The organism is Mycolicibacterium pyrenivorans, from assembly GCF_025821625.1.
Taxonomy (GTDB): Bacteria; Actinomycetota; Actinomycetes; order Mycobacteriales; family Mycobacteriaceae; genus Mycobacterium; species Mycobacterium pyrenivorans.
The window spans coordinates 1-15,943 of record NZ_JACKSH010000023.1 but is presented as its reverse complement, the minus strand read 5'-3'; the positions used below and the strand labels follow the sequence as shown (position 1 = coordinate 15,943).

Here is a 15,943-nt window from a genome sequence, read left to right as displayed (position 1 = left end):
GGGTTACGAGTGCCGGCGATTCGCATCAAGGACGCCGCCGCCCTACTGGGGGTCAGCGACGACACGGTGCGTCGCTGGATCGACGGCGGCAGCCTGGCGTCGTTCAAAGACGAGTCCGGACGCAAGGTGATCGCCGGCGACGTACTCGCCGAGTTCGCCCGCGACAATGCGTCACCGCCACCGAATCCCCTCGGCATCGCCAGCTCCGCGCGCAACAGGCTCGTCGGCCTCGTCACGAAGGTGACAGCGGATCGGGTGATGGCCGAAGTGCAGATGCAGTGCGGCCCTTTCACCGTCGTCTCGCTGATGAGTACGGAGTCGGTCAACCAGCTGGGCCTCGAGCCGGGGGTGGTCGCGGTGGCGGTGGTCAAGGCCACGACCGTGATCGTCGAAACACCGGCGGGCACATCGTGAGACCGGTCTTCGGCATCGTTACGGTGGCCGGCGTCGCCACGCTGGTCGCGGCTTGCTCGACGCACCGGACCGACGCGGCCGGATCCGTCACCGTGTTCGCGGCGGCGTCACTCACGTCGACCTTCACCGAACTGGGCTCCCGGTTCGAGCAGGACCACCCCGGAACGTCGGTGAGGTTCAACTTCGCGGGCTCGGCCGATCTGGTGTCCCAACTCGCCCAGGGCGCCCCTGCGGACGTGTTCGCGTCCGCCGACAAGGACACCATGGCCAGGGCCGCCCGTGCGGGCCTCCTCGCCGGCCAGCCGGCCGACTTGGCCACGAACACGCTGACCATCGTCACCACGCCCGGAAACCCCACCGGCATCGAGACATTCGCCGATCTGGCCAGGCCCGGTGCTCAGGTCGTGGTGTGCGCGCCCCAGGTGCCGTGCGGGGCGGCCACCGAGAAGGCGGAAAGGGCCGCAGGCGTGACCCTGGCCCCGGTGAGTGAGGAGTCCGCCGTCACCGACGTTCTCGGCAAGATCACCTCGGGCCAGGCCGACGCGGGTCTCGTGTACGTCACCGACGCCACAGGCGCCGGCAGCGACGTCACCGCGATCCCGTTTCCGGAGTCCAGCGGCGCGGCGAACCGCTACCCCATCGCGGTCCTCGACGGATCGGCGAACTCCGGCGCGGCACGCGAGTTCGTCGACCTCGTCACCGGGCCGCAGGGCCGAGAAGTATTGGCCGCGGCGGGTTTCGCCGCACCGTGACCGCCCAGCGCCGAGCCGCTGCCCTGATCCAGGTGGGGCTGCCCGCCTGGATCTATCTGCCGGCGACACTGGGCGCGTTGTTCGTCATCGCGCCACTGGTGGCCATCCTGCTCGAGATCGACTGGACGCGGTTCATTCCCCTGATCAGCTCCGAATCATCGTGGGCCGCACTGACTTTGAGCGTGCAGACCGCGTCGGCGAGCACGGCGGTCTGCATCCTGCTCGGTGTCCCGATGGCGCTGGTCCTGGCCCGCGGCCGGTTCCGGGGCCGGTCAGTGCTGCGCGCCCTGGTGCTGCTGCCTTTGGTGCTGCCTCCGGTGGTCGGCGGGATCGCACTGCTGTACACGTTCGGCAGGCAGGGGCTGATCGGCCAGCAACTCGACGTACTGGGTATTCGAATCGCGTTCTCCACCACCGCGGTGGTGCTCGCGCAGTCGTTCGTGTCCCTGCCGTTCCTCGTGGTCAGCCTCGAAGGTGCCCTGCGCTCGGCGGAGGCGGGCTACGAACACGTCGCCGCCACCCTGGGGGCCCGGCCCACCACGGTGCTTCGGACGGTGACGATGCCGCTGGTGGCGCCCGGGCTGATGTCGGGTGCGGTGCTGGCGTTCGCCCGCGCGCTCGGCGAGTTCGGGGCGACGCTGACGTTCGCCGGCTCGCTGCAGGGCGTCACCCGGACACTTCCGCTGGAGATCTACCTGCAGCGTGAGACCGACGCAGAGTCCGCTGTCGCGCTGTCCCTGTTGCTCATCGTGGTCGCCGCGATCATCGTCATCGCCTCGGGGAGCCGACGACTGTCAGGACCGCTGTGAGTGCCGTACGTGTCCAGGCCCGTCTGAAGGATCGCGGTGTCGACTTCGACGTCGCGCTCGACAGCGGCGAGGTGCTCGCCGTGCTGGGACCCAACGGGGCCGGGAAGTCCACGCTGCTGATGATGATCGCCGGACTGCTCCGACCCGATGAGGGGCGCATAGCGCTCGGTGACACCGTTCTGACCGATACCGGCACCGGCACGTTTGTTCCCCCGCACGCGCGCGGCGTGGCGATGCTGAGCCAGCGACCGATGCTGTTCCCGCACATGAGCGTCGCCGCCAACGTCGGCTACGCACCGCGCTGCAGGGGTGAGTCCCGGGCGGCGGCCCGGGCAGCGGCCCGACGCTGGCTCGAGGCCGTCGACGCCGCGCAGCTGGCCGACCGGCGCCCTGGGCAGCTGTCCGGCGGCCAGGCTCAGCGCGTCGCCGTCGCCCGGGCGCTGGCCGCCGAACCCCGACTGCTCCTACTCGACGAACCCATGTCCGCCCTCGACGTCACCGCCGCCCCGGCGCTGCGCAGACTGCTGCGCGAAATTCTCCGCGGCGACGGCCGCACCGCGATCATCGTCACGCACGACCTGCTCGACGCTCTCGCCATCGCCGATAAGCTCGTCGTCGTCGAGGGCGGCCACGTGGTGGAGAGCGGTCCCGTCCGCCGGATCCTCACCGCCCCGCGCAGCGACTTCGCCGCCCGGATCGCGGGCATCAACCTGGTCCTCGGCGTGGCCTCGGAACCGGGAGTCCTCCGGACCGCCTGGGGCGCGGATGTCTCCGGGGTCGGGGAACTCGATCCGGGCACCGCGGCGGTCGCCCTGTTCCGGCCTTCCGCCGTGGCCGTGCACCTGAACCCGCCGCACGCCAGCCCACGCAACGTCATCCCCGTGACGATCGCCGAAATGGACATCCACGGCAGCACCGTCCGGATCCGCGGGGTCGAGCAACCCGACGGCGGCACCGGCCTGGCAGCCGACATCACCGCCGGAGCGACCGCCGACCTCGATCTACAGCCCGGCCGGCAGGTGTACTTCGTGGTCAAGACCCAGGAGGTCGGTTTGCATGCGGCCCTGCCGACGCCGCGAACGGCAGCGCAGTAGCTGAGAGGCGGATTACTGCGCCTGGACACACCCGGGCGTGCACACCGACTAGCTTTGGGTTAGCGTCAACACCTCGTCGCGCCCGACACCTCCGCAGATTTGCTGGCGGGGGTCGGCGCGAGTGGACAGAGTCGTCGTAGGAGCGTCGTGGGTAAGAGCCGACAGCCGCGGTATGTGAGGCTGTCGATTGCGGTGTCGATGCTTCTGGTCCTCGCGTTGGCAGCGATGCTCGTCGTGGACGGCGACAGCTATCGCACGCGCGTCATCGACGACCTGATCGCGGTGGGACTATCCGCATACGCCACCGTGTGCGCGGTGCTGGCGACCCGATCGGCGGGCACGCGCATGCGGCGGGCCTGGGCGACGTTGGCGGCCGCGCTCATCGCCTGGATGATGGGGGATGCCACCTGGCTGGTGTATGACCTGTTCGTCGAGCAGTCGCCGACCCCGTCGCCCGCGGACCTCTTCTACGTCGCGTTCGCGGTGCTCGCCGCGGTGGCGCTGGCCCACTTCCCCATTGTGTCGATGGGCCAGTCCCGGCTGCGCATCGTGCTCGACGCGATCACCGTGGCCCTGTGCCTGTTCCTCCTTTCCTGGATTTTCTTCCTGGACAGCGTCTTTGCCACCTACAGCGAAGACTGGCTCGCGCTCGGCGTCGCTGTGGTCTATCCGGTGCTCGATTTGGTGGTTCTGACGATCGCGGTCGTGGTGCTGGCCCGCGCCGAACCGCGCCAGCGCCTGGTGCTGTCGGTGCTCGCCGTCGCCGTCGGTTTGATGACGGTCGCCGACACGGCGTTCGCCTACCTGACCGCCGGTGATCAGTACGACACCGGCAACCTCGTCGACATCCTCTGGGCGGCGTCCCTGGCCACGTTCGCCGCGGCCGCACTTCTCAGCCGCCGGTCGCCCGCGCCCTCCAGGCCGGCGGTGTCGGTGCCGTCTACTTCCTCGCTCTGGCTGCCCTACGTTCCGCTGTTGCTGGCCGGAACCCTGGGCCCGCTGGCGGTCATGTCGGGGCTGGAGCGATTCATCGTGCCGATCGTCGTGGTTGCCGTGTGTGCGCGACAAATGGTGTCCGCCTGGGAGAACCGGCGCTTGTTGACGGCAGCGGCGGATCAGGCGTTGAGGGATCCGCTGACAGGACTGGCCAACCGCACGCTCTTTCACGACCGGTTGACGCACGCGATGATGCTGCGCGCGCGTGACGACCGCTCGGTGACGGTGGTGTCGCTGGATCTCGACCACTTCAAGTTGGTCAACGACAGCCTGGGCCATCCGGCCGCGGACAGCTTGCTGGTCCACGTCGGTCAACGGCTGACGGAGAGTGTGCGACCCGGCGACACGGTGGCCCGGGCAGGTGGCGACGAGTTCGCCCTACTGCTCGAGGGCGGCGCCGACGACTCGCACCTGGTCGCCCAGCAGGTCGCCGAGGCGTTCAACAAACCGTTCGTCGTCGACGGCCAGGAGATGCTGGTACGTCCGAGCGTCGGCGTGGCCGTCGCGTCCGAGAACGAGCCGGATCTGGCACCTGAAACTCTCATCAAGCGCGCCGATATCGCGATGTACGCCGCCAAACGGTCGCGTTCCCCCGAAGTGCAAATCTTCCACGCCGAGATGATCCTGAGCGAACCCGATGTGGCGGAGTTCGCCGACGGCGCGTCCAGCCGAACCGCGGACGGCGGTGCGGCGAAGGTGCGCCTACTGGGCGAATTGCGGCACGCCATCGACGGGGGTCGGCTGGACATGGTCTACCAGCCCAAGCTGGCGCTGGATACCGACCGGGTCGTCGGAGTCGAGGCGCTGCTGCGGTGGCCCCATCCCCAGTTGGGGATCCTGCGTCCGGATGCGTTCATGTCGCTGGTGCGCCAGCACGGGTTGATGCGACCGGTGACGGATCTGGTCCTCGACAAGGTGCTCGATGACGCGGCCCGGTGGATCTCCCTAGGAGTGCGGGTGCCTGTTGCGGTGAACCTGTTCGCGCCGTTCCTGCGCGACACCCGGTTGCCCGAAACCCTGTTCCGCGCTATGGACCGTCGCGGGCTGCCGGCCGAACTGCTCACCGTCGAGATCACCGAGGACCTGGTCCTCAGCGAGGTCGCGCTGGTGACCACGGTGCTGCGGCGGCTGCGCGGACACGGCATCAGGGTGGCGATCGACGACTTCGGCAGCGGCTACTCGGCGCTGTCCTACCTCCGCGACCTGCCCATCGACGAAGTGAAGATGGATCGTCACTTCATCGCCTCGGTCGCCACCAACACCCGCGCCGCGGCCGTGGTGCGCGCGGTGATCGAGTTGACGCAGAACCTCGGCATCACCGTCGTGGCCGAGGGGATCGAGGATGCCGAGACGGCCGACTGGCTGCGCCGGCACGGGTGCGACATCGGGCAGGGCTACCACTTCGGCAGGCCGATGGACCCCGATCAGATCCCCCTGCTGGTCGCCGGCAACGCCCAACTGGCCACCTGAGGCCGAGGGGCACGCCGTGACGTGCGGCGGTCACTCCGCGTCGACATCCGGTGCGGCCAGCCCGGACACGATCGCCTGCATGAGTCGCTCGAGATGCTCGGCGCTGGTGGCGGTTCGGTCGCCGGCGGCGAAGCGGGTGAACATTCCGGCGATGAACGTCATGAGCGCGGTGGCCTGGGCCTCGAGCACGGCTTTGTCTGATTCTGGCCGAAGTTCGGCGATGGCGTCGCGTGCCATGTCATTCACGCGCGCGATGAAGTCCCGGGACGTGTCGGCCAGCGCGGGGTCGCGGGTGGCGGCCAACATCAGTTCGAGGCGGGCCTTGTTGAGATGCAGCCCTTGGCCATCGGCCTGCAGCATGACCAGATGCGCCAGCCGACCGAATGGAGTCTCGCTTCGCGTCGCATCGTCGGTGATGGATCGCAGGTTCTCGGTGTCGATGTCGGCGACCCGTCCGCCCACGCCGCGCAGCAGCGCTTCCCGGGTGCGGTAGTAGTACGACGTGGTGCCGTCGGGCACACCGGCGCAGCGATCCACCTGCTGGTGGGTCAGGCCCCTGGATCCCTGCTCGGCCAGCACCTGGATCGCCGCGTCGCAGAGTTCACGACGACGTTGCCGACCGTCTCGTTTGCGTTGTCCACCAGGCTGATTCATCTCAAGATGGTTCCGCCGTCGATGTTGATGACCTGGCCGTTGATCCACGCGCCCTCCTCCGACAGCAGGAACGCCACCAGCGATGCGACGTCATCGGTGTCCCCGACGCGTGGGCTGCGGATGCGCTTCAGCGCGGCGGCCTCGAGATCGGGCCACTGGGGTGCGGCGCGGATCGCCTCGGTGGCGGTGAACCCGGGAGCGACGGCATTGCAGCGGATTCCCTCCTTCCCCCACCGGGCGGCGACATGCCTTGTCAGCGCGCCGATCCCGGCCTTGGCGGTGGCGTAGGCCGGCCGGGTCGGTTCACCCTGAAACGCTGCCGCCGAGGACATGTTGACGATAACGCCACCGCCGCGCTCGAGCATCTTGGGAATCGCGTACTTCATGGCGGCGACGTATCCGCGGAGATTCACCGTCATCACGCGATCCCACACGTCGAGGTCGATGTCGACCACATCGGTATCCGAGCGCAGCGCCGCCATGTCGGCGCCCACGGTGAACAAAGCGTCGAGGCCGCCGTACCTCGCCACCGCGGTCGTCATCAGATCGGCGACCGACGCGGGGTCGGCGAGGTCGAACGCGGCCGCACACGCCGACCCACCGTCTGCGGTGATGCGTGCGGCGGTCCGTTGGGCACCGTCGGCGGCGACGTCACCGATCACCAACCGGGCCCCCTCAACACCCAGGCGGGCGGCGGTGGCCGCACCGATGCCCGTCGCGCCGCCGGCGACCACGATCACTTTGTCCGCCAAGCCGCGAAGGCTCATGCGCGCGTCCTCTCGAATTGCCCTCTTCCCACGCCCACACGTTACCTCTAGATTCCTAGAGGTAACAGGCGTCGACCCATCAAGGATGAGGATGACCAGGACACCGACGTCGTGACGGCAGCGCTGTCGACCGCAGAGCTCTATCACACCGGCCTTGTCGTACCCGGCCCGAACCGGCCGCCGTGCGATGTACGCGGCTGGGTTCACGCCCGTGAGATCTTGTCGAGCGGGTTGGAACGCTCGAGCATCCCGTAGGTCTGCTCGCCGTCCCATCGGTAACGCACACCGGCCTGCTGAAGCGCCGGAAAGCTCGGCATCTCCTGCTTGAGCGCATGCATGGAGTACATGTCGTCGTCATGGTGGATGTCGTGGGTCGAGAACACCGTCTCCCCCTCGATCCGCACGGTGCCGTCAGCGGTCGCCAGCACCAAGGACACGTCCTCACCGAGCGCCTGCAGTCGAGTCAGCCACGGCGCCTCCACCACCCGGGCCGGGATCAGTGCGCCGTCGCCGCTGAACAGGTATCCCTCGTTGTAGGTCGGCTGACCGTCGGGCCTCGGCGGATAGGCGATGTAGCCGAACGCCTTGCCGCTCGGGAACACCGCCGACTGCCAGGTGTGGCCCCAGAAACCCGCGAGCTTGCGGACCCCCTGGCGGCGGATCCGCAGCCCGGTGCCGGTGAAGTCCTGGCGCCGCCGCCCGTCGATGGCCAACCAGCCCGTCGCCCGGTACAGCTGTTCATAGCGGGGGCCGCCCATCAGGCTGCCCTCGATCGAGGTCTTGAGCCGCTCTCCCGCATCGGCCCGTAGCGATCCCTGAACCCAGGGTGGCACAGCCATTTTCGCCTCCACCGCGAACGACACATCGACGACGGGACCGTCCTTGCGGCCCGCCACCAGATCCGCCGACGACGTCTGAACGGCCGTCCCGTCATAGGTCATCGTCCAGGTGTCGAACGGTCGGACACAGCGGAACACCAGTCCTCCGGCCCCGAGAATCGTCGGATGCCCCTCCGGCCCCTCGGGCGCCAGGGACGGTCCGTTGCCGCGAAACCGGTAGACGCGGCCGTCGGGGAAGGCGACATTGACCTGGATGTCGTGGCTGTCCCAGTTGGCCGCGACCGCCTCGATGCCGATGCGGGGCAGCCCGACCTCGCCGCGATCGTCCATGGTCCAGAAGCTCACCGAGTCACGCATCTCGGGATCGTCGGGGCGCTCGGCGAACACGTGCTCGCGAGACGGGTTGATCCCTCCGGTCAGATCGATGCTCACTGCTCCCCCTCACGGGCCGTCCACCGACGCGCCTTCGCCACGTACTGCGCGAAGCGTGGCCGGAGCCGTCGCACGTCGATGCCGAACTCGGCGGGGTCCGCGCGCTGACTCGGCTCCCGCTCGGCGGCAGCCTGCGACCACCAACTCCGCATGCGCGCCTCGAACTCGTCACCCACCGGTTCCCCCAGCCACGCGTAGAGACCCTTGACCTCTCCGATGGGATCGGCCTGCATCGCCCGGAAGTCGATGTCGTAGAACCGGTCGTCGGCGCCACCCGCCCGGAACTGCACCGCCCGGTCCATGCCCAGCGACCAGTGCTCGACGTTGAGCCGGCCGATCTCGTGGCGGTCCATCTCGTCGGTGAAGGAGCCGATGATGTCGGCGTAGAGTTCTGCCACCGAGAGGATCACGTCGGTCGGATCACGATGCGTCATCACGTATCTCGCCTCGGGGAACGTGGCGTCCAGTTGTTCCAGCCACAACACGTGCGACGGACACTTCAGTCGCCATGGCCTTCTCGGCTCACCCCACTGCAGAAGCTTCATCACCCGCCGCTGGTACGCCAGGGCGGCTTCCAGGTCGGCGTCGTCGATCAACCACGCCGAGTACGTCGGCACCTGCGCCAACGACTGGAACAGATGCGACGCGAAGCTCAGCGCCATCAGATCGTGGCACTCCATCGGCCCGTGGGCGTCGCCCGGGATGTGATAGCGGGTGCCCAGCATCTCGCCCCTGTCCGGCGGGATACGCGGATCGACGCCCCGCACCGTGGACGGCGGCGGGCACGGCTGCGAGGACTCCCACCGCCGCAGGTACCGCACACCCGGATCCTGGGCGAGCAGCATCGACAGTGCCGTCGACCCGGTGCGGGGCAGACCCAGCCCGATCAGCGGCGCGCCGATCGGTTCGTCGGCGATCTCGGGGTGCCGGCGGTACCAGTCCTCCACCTGCAGCCGTTGGCCGAGGTAGCCGACGATGCGCTGATGGATGAACGCCTCGCCGCGGGCGTTGAGCCGCGCTTCCTCCCGCAGCGACCCCAACAGGATCGACAGACCCTCACGGTAGGAGTCGTCCCCGAAGTCCTCGAACCCTGTCTGCGCGACGGCGGCATCCTCGACGCCGTTGACGGACAGCACTTTCAGCCCATCCACTGGCCATCGGCCACGGCGTGGTCGTCCGCCTCTGTCATGGGCCACCCCTCGGATCGCGGACTCGGTCATCTGCGAGCCGACACTATGGCGCTCGACGGGGCGCGAGGTAATACCGATTCCGGCGATCAGTCATGCCTGTTTTGTATGACTGTTATACCTGAACGACCATGGATACGCACCGGCTGAAGTACTTCCTGCGCGTCGCCGAGGAAGGCTCCATCAGTCAAGCCGCTAAGGTGCTCGGCATCGCCCAGCCCGCGCTCAGCCGCCAGGTCCAACTGCTCGAAGAGGATCTCGGCGTCGCCCTGTTCCGCCGGACACGGCGCGGCGTGGAGATCACCGAGGCGGGCGAGCGACTGCGCTCGGCGACCGCTGCCCCGCTGCGTCAGTTGGAGCTTGCCGTCCAGCACGTGGGCTCGCCGCTGGCACGGCTGGAGCGAGGCATCCGTCTGGGCATCCCCGAAAGCGCCGCCGGCGTTCTGGCAGCACCCCTGATCGGCGGCCTGCAAACAGTGTTCCCGCGGGTGAATTTGTCTGTGGCAGTGGGTAGTACCGACGTGCTGGTGGAGGCGATGCTCAAGGGGGCGGTGGACGTCGCGCTCATCAACCCGGTGCCCGACGACCGCGTCTTCTACCGTGGTCTGCTTTCCGAAGAACTCGTCGTGATGGGCGGCCCCCACACCGACCTCGATCCGAGCCGAGAGGTCGCCTTCGCGGAGTTCGTCGAGATGCCGCTGGTGATCCCACGCTCCCCGACCGGGATCGGCCACGCACTCGAAAATGCCGCGCTGCGAACGAAGGTCACGATCCAGTATCACACCGCGACGGATTCCCTTCAGGTCACGAAGAGCCTCATCGAAGCCGGCCTGGCGTACGCCGCGTTGCCCCTCTCGGCCTGTGTCCGCGAGGTTGACGACGACCGCATCAGATACGCCCCGCTGAGCGGGCCCGCTCTCACCCAGCACCTCGGCGTCGCCGCGACCGCGCAGTTGGACCTCCCGCGGGAGTTCACGGCCAAGGTGGGAGAGACGCTGCGCGGGGAGACCTCCCGCCTGATCGAGTCCGGCCGCTGGCCGGCGCGGCTGCTCACCCGTGAGCCATGGGATCCGAACACCGCCTGACACCCCCTGTGCCGACTTTCGGGGCCGATGGTCCCTACAGCCGAACGACCGCATGTCCTATCGTCGTCTTCGAAGGCGGATGCCCTACATCGGAATCCGCCCAGAAGGGACTTCACGATGACCAGTACCCAATCCGCCTCGGGAATCGTTGTGGGCGTTGATGACTCACCGCTATCGCAGCCCGCCCTTCAGTGGGCCGCAGCCGAAGCGGCGTTGCGCGAGTGCCCGCTGGAGATCATGTACGCCGTCACACCGGCGGTGAACAGCTGGACTGCCGTACCCGCGCCGACCGGCCTGATGGATTGGCAGTGCCACATCGGACAAGAGGTTCTTCAGGACGCCGAGGAGGTCGCCAAACGCGCCTCGGGCGGCACAGTGCCGATCTCGACGCAGCTCGTCATGTCCACGCCGGCGAGCGCGCTCGTCGAGAGGTCGAAGAGTGCGCAGATGGTGGTCGTGGGCAGCCGCGGACGCGGAGCGCTGGCACGCACCGTGCTCGGCTCGGTCAGCACGGCGCTGGTGCACCGCGCCCACTGCCCGGTGGCGGTCATCCATGACGAGAGCCCGTCGGCGCCCGACCCTCAGGCACCCGTGCTGCTCGGATTCGACGGATCACCCGCATCCGAGCCGGCGACCGCGCTGGCTTTTGAGGAGGCCGCTCGACGCGGGGTCGGGCTGACCGTCATGCACGCGTGGTGGTCGCCGGGGGCGTTCGAACTGCCCGGCGCCGACTGGACCGAGCTGCGGCCAGACGTAGAGCGTGAGCTGGCCGGACTGTTGGCAGGCTGGGAGGAGCGCTACCCCGGCGTGCCCGTTGAGCGCGTGGTGGTGACCGATCAGCCGGCACGCCGACTGATCGAACACTCCGAATCCGCCCAGTTGATCGTCGTGGGCAGCCGCGGTTACGGCGCGATCGCGAGCGCCCTGCTGGGTTCGGTGAGCGGCGCGGTGGTGCAGGCGGCGCGGATCCCCGTCGTCATCGCGCGGCCACGGGACAACGACTGACGGTGATCGGCGGTTATCGACGCCGGGGCGCTGTTCCATTTCTGGTCGCAGTTGAGACGATTCGGTCGACAAGTGGGCCGTGCCGCGACTGTTACACCCACTTAATAACATAACTGGGTGTAACATCGGGGAATGGACCCACTTGCCGGCACCGCCGTCGAGTACGAAACGCTGCCCTGGGACATCTCTCCTGTCGCAGCGTACGTACGCGCGGCGCAACGGCAGCAGGGAAACTATCAGGCGGCGGTTAGCGCAAAAATCGCCGACCTGACTGTCAATCTGCCCTCCGACGTGCTCGCAGATGCCGAGGACGCCAGCCGCGAGGTCACCCGATTCGACGCCGAGCTCGGCGGCGAGATCGCACCCTTTTCGTCGGTGTTGTTGCGCACCGAGTCTGCCGCCAGCTCCAACATCGAGAACCTGACGGCATCGGCGCGAGCAATTGCCGAGGCCGAGTTGCCGGGGGCCAACACGACCGCCAACGCCAAGTTCATCGTCGCCAACACAGCGGCGATGATCGCCGCGATCAACCTCGCGGGAAGCATCGACGCTGACGCGATCCTGGCGATGCACAAGGCGCTGATGGGCGACGTCGACGCGAGTTCCGCCGGCACGTGGCGCGGAGAGCAAGTGTGGATCGGAGGTGGCACTCATGGTCCGCGGGGTGCCATGTTCGTGCCACCGCACCACAGCCGCGTTGTAGCAGCCATCGACGACTTGCTCCTCTTCGCGCAGCGCGACAACATCCCAGTCCTGCCTCAGATCTCGTTGGCACACGCGCAATTCGAGACGATTCACCCGTTCACCGACGGCAACGGTCGCACAGGCCGGGCGCTGATCCAGGCGATGTTGCGCCACAAGGGATTGACTCGAAACGTCACCGTCCCAGTATCGGCTGGGCTGTTGACCGACACCGACTCGTACTTCGCCGCATTGACGGCATACCGCGACGGCGACCCCGCCCCGATCGTGCGGCGGGTATCGGAGGCGGCTGTCGCTGCGGTCTTCAACGGTCGCGAGCTGGTTAGTGAATTGCATGCCGTCCGCACAGAGTGGAACGACAAGATCACCGCACGTCGCGATTCAGCCGTGTGGCAGATCGCCGATCTTCTCTTGCGCCGCCCTGTCGTCAATACGGCACTGCTGACCGAGGAGTTGGGCATCGAGTCGAAGCACGCCCGCCGCTACCTGGAACCCTTGTCCGGGGCAGGCATCATCATCGAAACCAGCTCGGGCCCGCGCAGCCGCGTCTGGCGCTCACCCGAGGTCATCGCAGCACTCGACGCCTTTGCCGATCGCGCGCGCCGGGGCGGGCTGGGATGATGACCTCAATTTGGCGCCATGGCCACGCAGCGCATACACCCGAAATGCCCTGAATGGGCGGGAATCTACCTCTGAACTCAGCTCTGAATGGTGGTCCCGGCTGGTATCGAACCAGCGACCTTCCGCGTGTGAGGCGGACGCTCTCCCACTGAGCTACGAGACCGAGTTCCCGACGAATCGAACGAGGCAGAAGACTAGCACGCGGCCGGGTTCACCTCTGAATCCGCTGGGCGACAATTCTGGCCTTCAGGCCGCCTAGCAGCAAGTATGCCGGTATGGTCGCCACAAAGGCGGAGGGGTCTTTCGATGAAGCAACTCTTTGTGGTGGCCGCGCTGGCCGGATGTGCGCTACTCGGGGCCCCGGGTGCCGCGGCCGACATCGTCGGGTTCACCTCCCCGAGCGGCAATATCGGCTGCATGCTCTCCGAGGACCTGCTGCGCTGCGACATCGCAGAGCGGGACTGGTCTCCCCCGCCGCGCCCCGCCGACTGCCCGGATTTCACCGGTTACGGGCAGGGCATCATGCTGCGCCCGACGGGGTCCGCGAGTTTCGTCTGCGCCGGCGACACGGCTCTCGGCGGCGGTCCGGCCCTGCCCTACGGCCAGTTCCAGGCCGGCGGCGGCATGAGCTGCAACAGCGAGCCGTCAGGGATGCGGTGCTCGAACTCCGACGGGCACGGATTCACCATCTCCCGGCAGGCATACACGTTGTTTTGATCGTCGTCGCGCCAAGGCGAGCAAGGGATTTGTGTACGCCCAAGCAGGTGGACTATCGTTCTGCTTCGCGACGGGCGACGATCTCGCCCGTGGCGCGCGGATGTAGCGCAGTTGGTAGCGCATCACCTTGCCAAGGTGAGGGTCGCGGGTTCGAATCCCGTCATCCGCTCGAAGGTGCAGTGGCATCAACCCCAGCGGTGGAGTGGCCGAGTGGTGAGGCAACGGCCTGCAAAGCCGTGCACACGGGTTCGATTCCCGTCTCCACCTCCGAAGTTGTCCCGGCGCGATTAGCTCAGCGGGAGAGCGCTTCCCTGACACGGAAGAGGTCACTGGTTCAATCCCAGTATCGCGCACCAGAGTTTTGCGAGGTCAGGCCCGGTTTTACCGGGCCTTCGTCGTCTCCGCGCAATAGACGCGCAATAGGGCTCCGGTGGAGGACGCAACTCCAGAGGGAAAACCAATGACGCAAGCCACCGAACCGCATTCCGGCTCTCTCAACCACCGCTGCCCTTCGGTCACGCCGATCCTGGCCAGGCCTTCCGCACCCATCGAGGCCGCAGGTCTGAGCTCGAATTTCCGCACTCTCGGCGGCTGGCCATCATGGACAGCTGGAAGCGTCGTGAGCGTCCTACTGAGCAGGCCCTGTGCTGGCCAGTGCGGCAACCTGCGTGACTGCAAGCGGGCGCGCCACCATCTGTCCGAACAGATGGACAAGCAGACGTGGCATCGGTGACCGCCGACCTCAAGTGCGCTGTTTGTGGGCGGGTCACCCGCCACGCGATCCTCCGCTCCGGCGAGTACCGCGACTCGGCCGAGAAGCTCCAGCGCATCGCCCTCGGCGCCAAGCCGGAGCCAGGCGACCACACCGATGCTGAGCCTCTCCGCGCCGAGAACCGGCAGGGGCTCTCCCGAACCCGTACCTCCACCACCGTCACTGGATAGCGCAAGCACGGGCTGCTTGGGCGGCCGGCCACCGGGAAGTTGTTGGCCTATGCGGGGACCAATGGAATTGGACTACGGCCCCGAAGGGTCGGACCACGACCAGCGGGACCCTAACGACCTAATCGAACCCGCGAAGGTTCGCGAAGACCAGGAGTATGAGGACCCCGACACCGGTCTTTGGTGGATTGAGATGGACTTCGTCGACTGTCTCCGCAAGGCTGATGACTTTCGCCACGAACGACAGGTTCTAGCGAATATCAAGCGCATCGAGCAACTGTTCGACACCATCCCCTCGGACCGCCTTACGCTGGAAGACACTCCCACACCACGGGACATCCTCGAGCAAATCACCACAGGAGGTGGTTTTCAGGACTAACCTGGGAAAATACTACGATGGCACCTCTTCAGAAACCCTGAACCCTCGGCCCCGTCGCCCATTCCCCCCGGGCGGCGGGGCCGAGTCGCACCTTGGGGTTCACGCTACGACAGTTGGATAGTTGGTCTCTCGAGACAGATCCAGCAATTCACTGATGCACTTCCGTCGCTTTCACTACGGTGGCGAAATGGAGGGTCGCCCACACGCCTACGTGCTGGTTGCCTTCTGCAATAACAATGCTCGCTGCCAGTGCGGATGGGCCGGCCGGCGACGCCTGCTTCGTGGACGGGCGGTACTGGATGTCATAGAGCACTCTCAGACGACGGGGCACATGCCGATCGGGGAGCCGCCCTACATTCGCGAGGGCGCCCACCGCCAAGCGCAGTAGTTCGTGCGTCCAACGCCCCGGTGAGGGCTCAGCCTCGGTAGGGCTCCGCCAGTTGCGCCCCGGCCGTCGAGAAACCGCGCCGAGGCGCACTGCTGTTCACTGATGGACCAGCCGCGAGCGCTTAGGACCAGCAGTCCACCAACGTGGCGGCTCGTCGGCCCCGTTGAAGCTTCCCGGATCTCGGACGCGAGGTCATCCGGGAACGGAACTCAGCTCTCTCCGGCGTCCCCACCGTTTGTGCTGGTGTCGTTCGACGTGGTCGACGTCGTGTTGGACGGCTCCGTGTCCTGCGTCTCAGCCTGCTTGGGTTCGTCGTCGTTCTTCTTGGTGTCGCTGGTCGTTTCGGCGTCCTTCTTCTTGAACCACTTCTTGAACGGCTTGGGGCCTTCGTCGTCCTTAACCTTCTTGGTGACGACGTTCTCCGTGAGTCGATGCTGCCCGCTGTACTCCGTCGTACTTGTCGCCGCACTACTAGTCGCCGCGAGCGTGGTGGTGGCGCTACTCATCAGGCCACTAGCCGGCGGATTGACTTCCGCCGGTGCGGGCGTTGCCGCTGCCGGCAGCGGAATGTTGACGATCCCGTCGCTCCACTTGCTCCTCTGGAAGACGCGGTTGCGCTTGTACGCCGAGTCGATGATCGGCTTCAGGAACGCGCTCAGCTTCGCCAATGCCACCGGATCACCACCAGCGTCC

Annotated in this window: 16 protein-coding genes and 4 tRNA genes; 14 read left to right on the top strand and 6 right to left on the bottom strand. The window is 67.3% G+C overall.

The features are described from left to right. Nucleotides 1-9 precede the first annotated feature (9 nt). The 5 genes from H7I57_RS02870 to H7I57_RS02850 all read left to right on the top strand — a co-directional run bounded on the left by H7I57_RS02870 (nt 10) and on the right by H7I57_RS02850 (nt 5,535). Nucleotides 10-414 (top strand): TOBE domain-containing protein, encoded by a 405-nt coding sequence (locus H7I57_RS02870; RefSeq protein ID WP_264021775.1) that lies wholly within the window; start codon nt 10-12, stop codon nt 412-414. Continuing rightward, entirely contained in the window at nt 411-1,166 is a 756-nt protein-coding gene (gene modA / locus H7I57_RS02865) for a molybdate ABC transporter substrate-binding protein (protein WP_372510111.1), read from the top strand. Before H7I57_RS02870 ends, modA begins: the two co-directional genes overlap by 4 nt. Beyond that, the gene (locus H7I57_RS02860) at nt 1,163-1,975 is read left to right on the top strand and encodes an ABC transporter permease (protein ID WP_264021774.1); all 813 of its coding nucleotides are present in this window, start codon (nt 1,163-1,165) and stop codon (nt 1,973-1,975) included. The genes modA and H7I57_RS02860 overlap by 4 nt, the downstream gene beginning before the upstream one ends. Further along, nucleotides 1,972-3,069, top strand: a complete 1,098-nt coding sequence (locus H7I57_RS02855; RefSeq protein ID WP_264021773.1) for a sulfate/molybdate ABC transporter ATP-binding protein — start codon at nt 1,972-1,974, stop codon at nt 3,067-3,069. Before H7I57_RS02860 ends, H7I57_RS02855 begins: the two co-directional genes overlap by 4 nt. Before the next feature lie 147 nt (nt 3,070-3,216). After that, complete coding sequence (locus H7I57_RS02850; RefSeq protein WP_308204305.1) at nt 3,217-5,535, top strand: putative bifunctional diguanylate cyclase/phosphodiesterase; 2,319 nt, start codon at nt 3,217-3,219, stop codon at nt 5,533-5,535. A gap of 30 nt (nt 5,536-5,565) precedes the next feature. On the opposite strand, the gene H7I57_RS02845 is transcribed toward H7I57_RS02850, so the two are convergent. From H7I57_RS02845 to H7I57_RS02830, 4 genes are all read right to left on the bottom strand, one after another. Further along, entirely contained in the window at nt 5,566-6,189 is a 624-nt protein-coding gene (locus H7I57_RS02845) for a TetR/AcrR family transcriptional regulator (protein ID WP_264021772.1), read from the bottom strand. Further along, entirely contained in the window at nt 6,186-6,956 is a 771-nt protein-coding gene (locus H7I57_RS02840; RefSeq protein WP_264021770.1) for an SDR family NAD(P)-dependent oxidoreductase, read from the bottom strand. The genes H7I57_RS02845 and H7I57_RS02840 overlap by 4 nt, the downstream gene beginning before the upstream one ends. Before the next feature lie 203 nt (nt 6,957-7,159). After that, nucleotides 7,160-8,227 (bottom strand): DUF7064 domain-containing protein, encoded by a 1,068-nt coding sequence (locus H7I57_RS02835; protein ID WP_264021769.1) that lies wholly within the window; start codon nt 8,225-8,227, stop codon nt 7,160-7,162. Further along, nucleotides 8,224-9,363 carry a sulfotransferase family protein gene (locus H7I57_RS02830; protein ID WP_264021818.1) on the bottom strand — a complete coding sequence of 380 codons (1,140 nt, stop codon included), beginning with the start codon at nt 9,361-9,363 and terminating at the stop codon, nt 8,224-8,226. Before H7I57_RS02830 ends, H7I57_RS02835 begins: the two co-directional genes overlap by 4 nt. A 182-nt stretch (nt 9,364-9,545) precedes the next feature. On the opposite strand from H7I57_RS02830, the gene H7I57_RS02825 reads away from it, so the two are divergent. From H7I57_RS02825 to H7I57_RS02815, 3 genes are all read left to right on the top strand, one after another. Further along, entirely contained in the window at nt 9,546-10,499 is a 954-nt protein-coding gene (locus H7I57_RS02825) for a LysR family transcriptional regulator (protein ID WP_264021768.1), read from the top strand. Nucleotides 10,500-10,616: 117 nt separating this feature from the next. Beyond that, on the top strand, nt 10,617-11,504 hold the full coding sequence (locus H7I57_RS02820; protein ID WP_264021767.1) for a universal stress protein: 888 nt from the start codon (nt 10,617-10,619) through the stop codon (nt 11,502-11,504). A gap of 132 nt (nt 11,505-11,636) precedes the next feature. Further along, entirely contained in the window at nt 11,637-12,827 is a 1,191-nt protein-coding gene (locus H7I57_RS02815; protein WP_264021766.1) for a Fic family protein, read from the top strand. 88 nt (nt 12,828-12,915) lie between these two features. On the opposite strand, the gene H7I57_RS02810 is transcribed toward H7I57_RS02815, so the two are convergent. Beyond that, nucleotides 12,916-12,990, bottom strand: a tRNA-Val gene (locus tag H7I57_RS02810). 143 nt (nt 12,991-13,133) lie between these two features. Here H7I57_RS02810 and H7I57_RS02805 point away from each other — a divergent pair. From H7I57_RS02805 to H7I57_RS02780, 6 genes are all read left to right on the top strand, one after another. Continuing rightward, a complete protein-coding gene (locus tag H7I57_RS02805) occupies nt 13,134-13,544 on the top strand; it encodes a DUF6636 domain-containing protein (protein WP_264021765.1) in 411 nt (136 codons plus the stop codon). Nucleotides 13,545-13,640: 96 nt separating this feature from the next. Continuing rightward, nucleotides 13,641-13,713 (top strand) — tRNA-Gly (locus H7I57_RS02800). A 27-nt stretch (nt 13,714-13,740) separates the two neighbouring features. Then, nucleotides 13,741-13,811 (top strand) — tRNA-Cys (locus tag H7I57_RS02795). A 14-nt stretch (nt 13,812-13,825) separates the two neighbouring features. Then, a tRNA-Val gene (locus H7I57_RS02790) sits at nt 13,826-13,900 on the top strand. Nucleotides 13,901-14,264: 364 nt separating this feature from the next. Beyond that, complete coding sequence (locus tag H7I57_RS02785; protein ID WP_264021764.1) at nt 14,265-14,486, top strand: hypothetical protein; 222 nt, start codon at nt 14,265-14,267, stop codon at nt 14,484-14,486. A gap of 61 nt (nt 14,487-14,547) precedes the next feature. Further along, nucleotides 14,548-14,862 (top strand): hypothetical protein, encoded by a 315-nt coding sequence (locus H7I57_RS02780; protein WP_264021763.1) that lies wholly within the window; start codon nt 14,548-14,550, stop codon nt 14,860-14,862. Nucleotides 14,863-15,459: 597 nt separating this feature from the next. Here H7I57_RS02780 and H7I57_RS02775 read toward each other — a convergent pair. Then, a partial coding sequence (locus tag H7I57_RS02775) for a hypothetical protein (RefSeq protein WP_264021762.1) occupies nt 15,460-15,943 on the bottom strand: 484 nt, incomplete at its 5' end.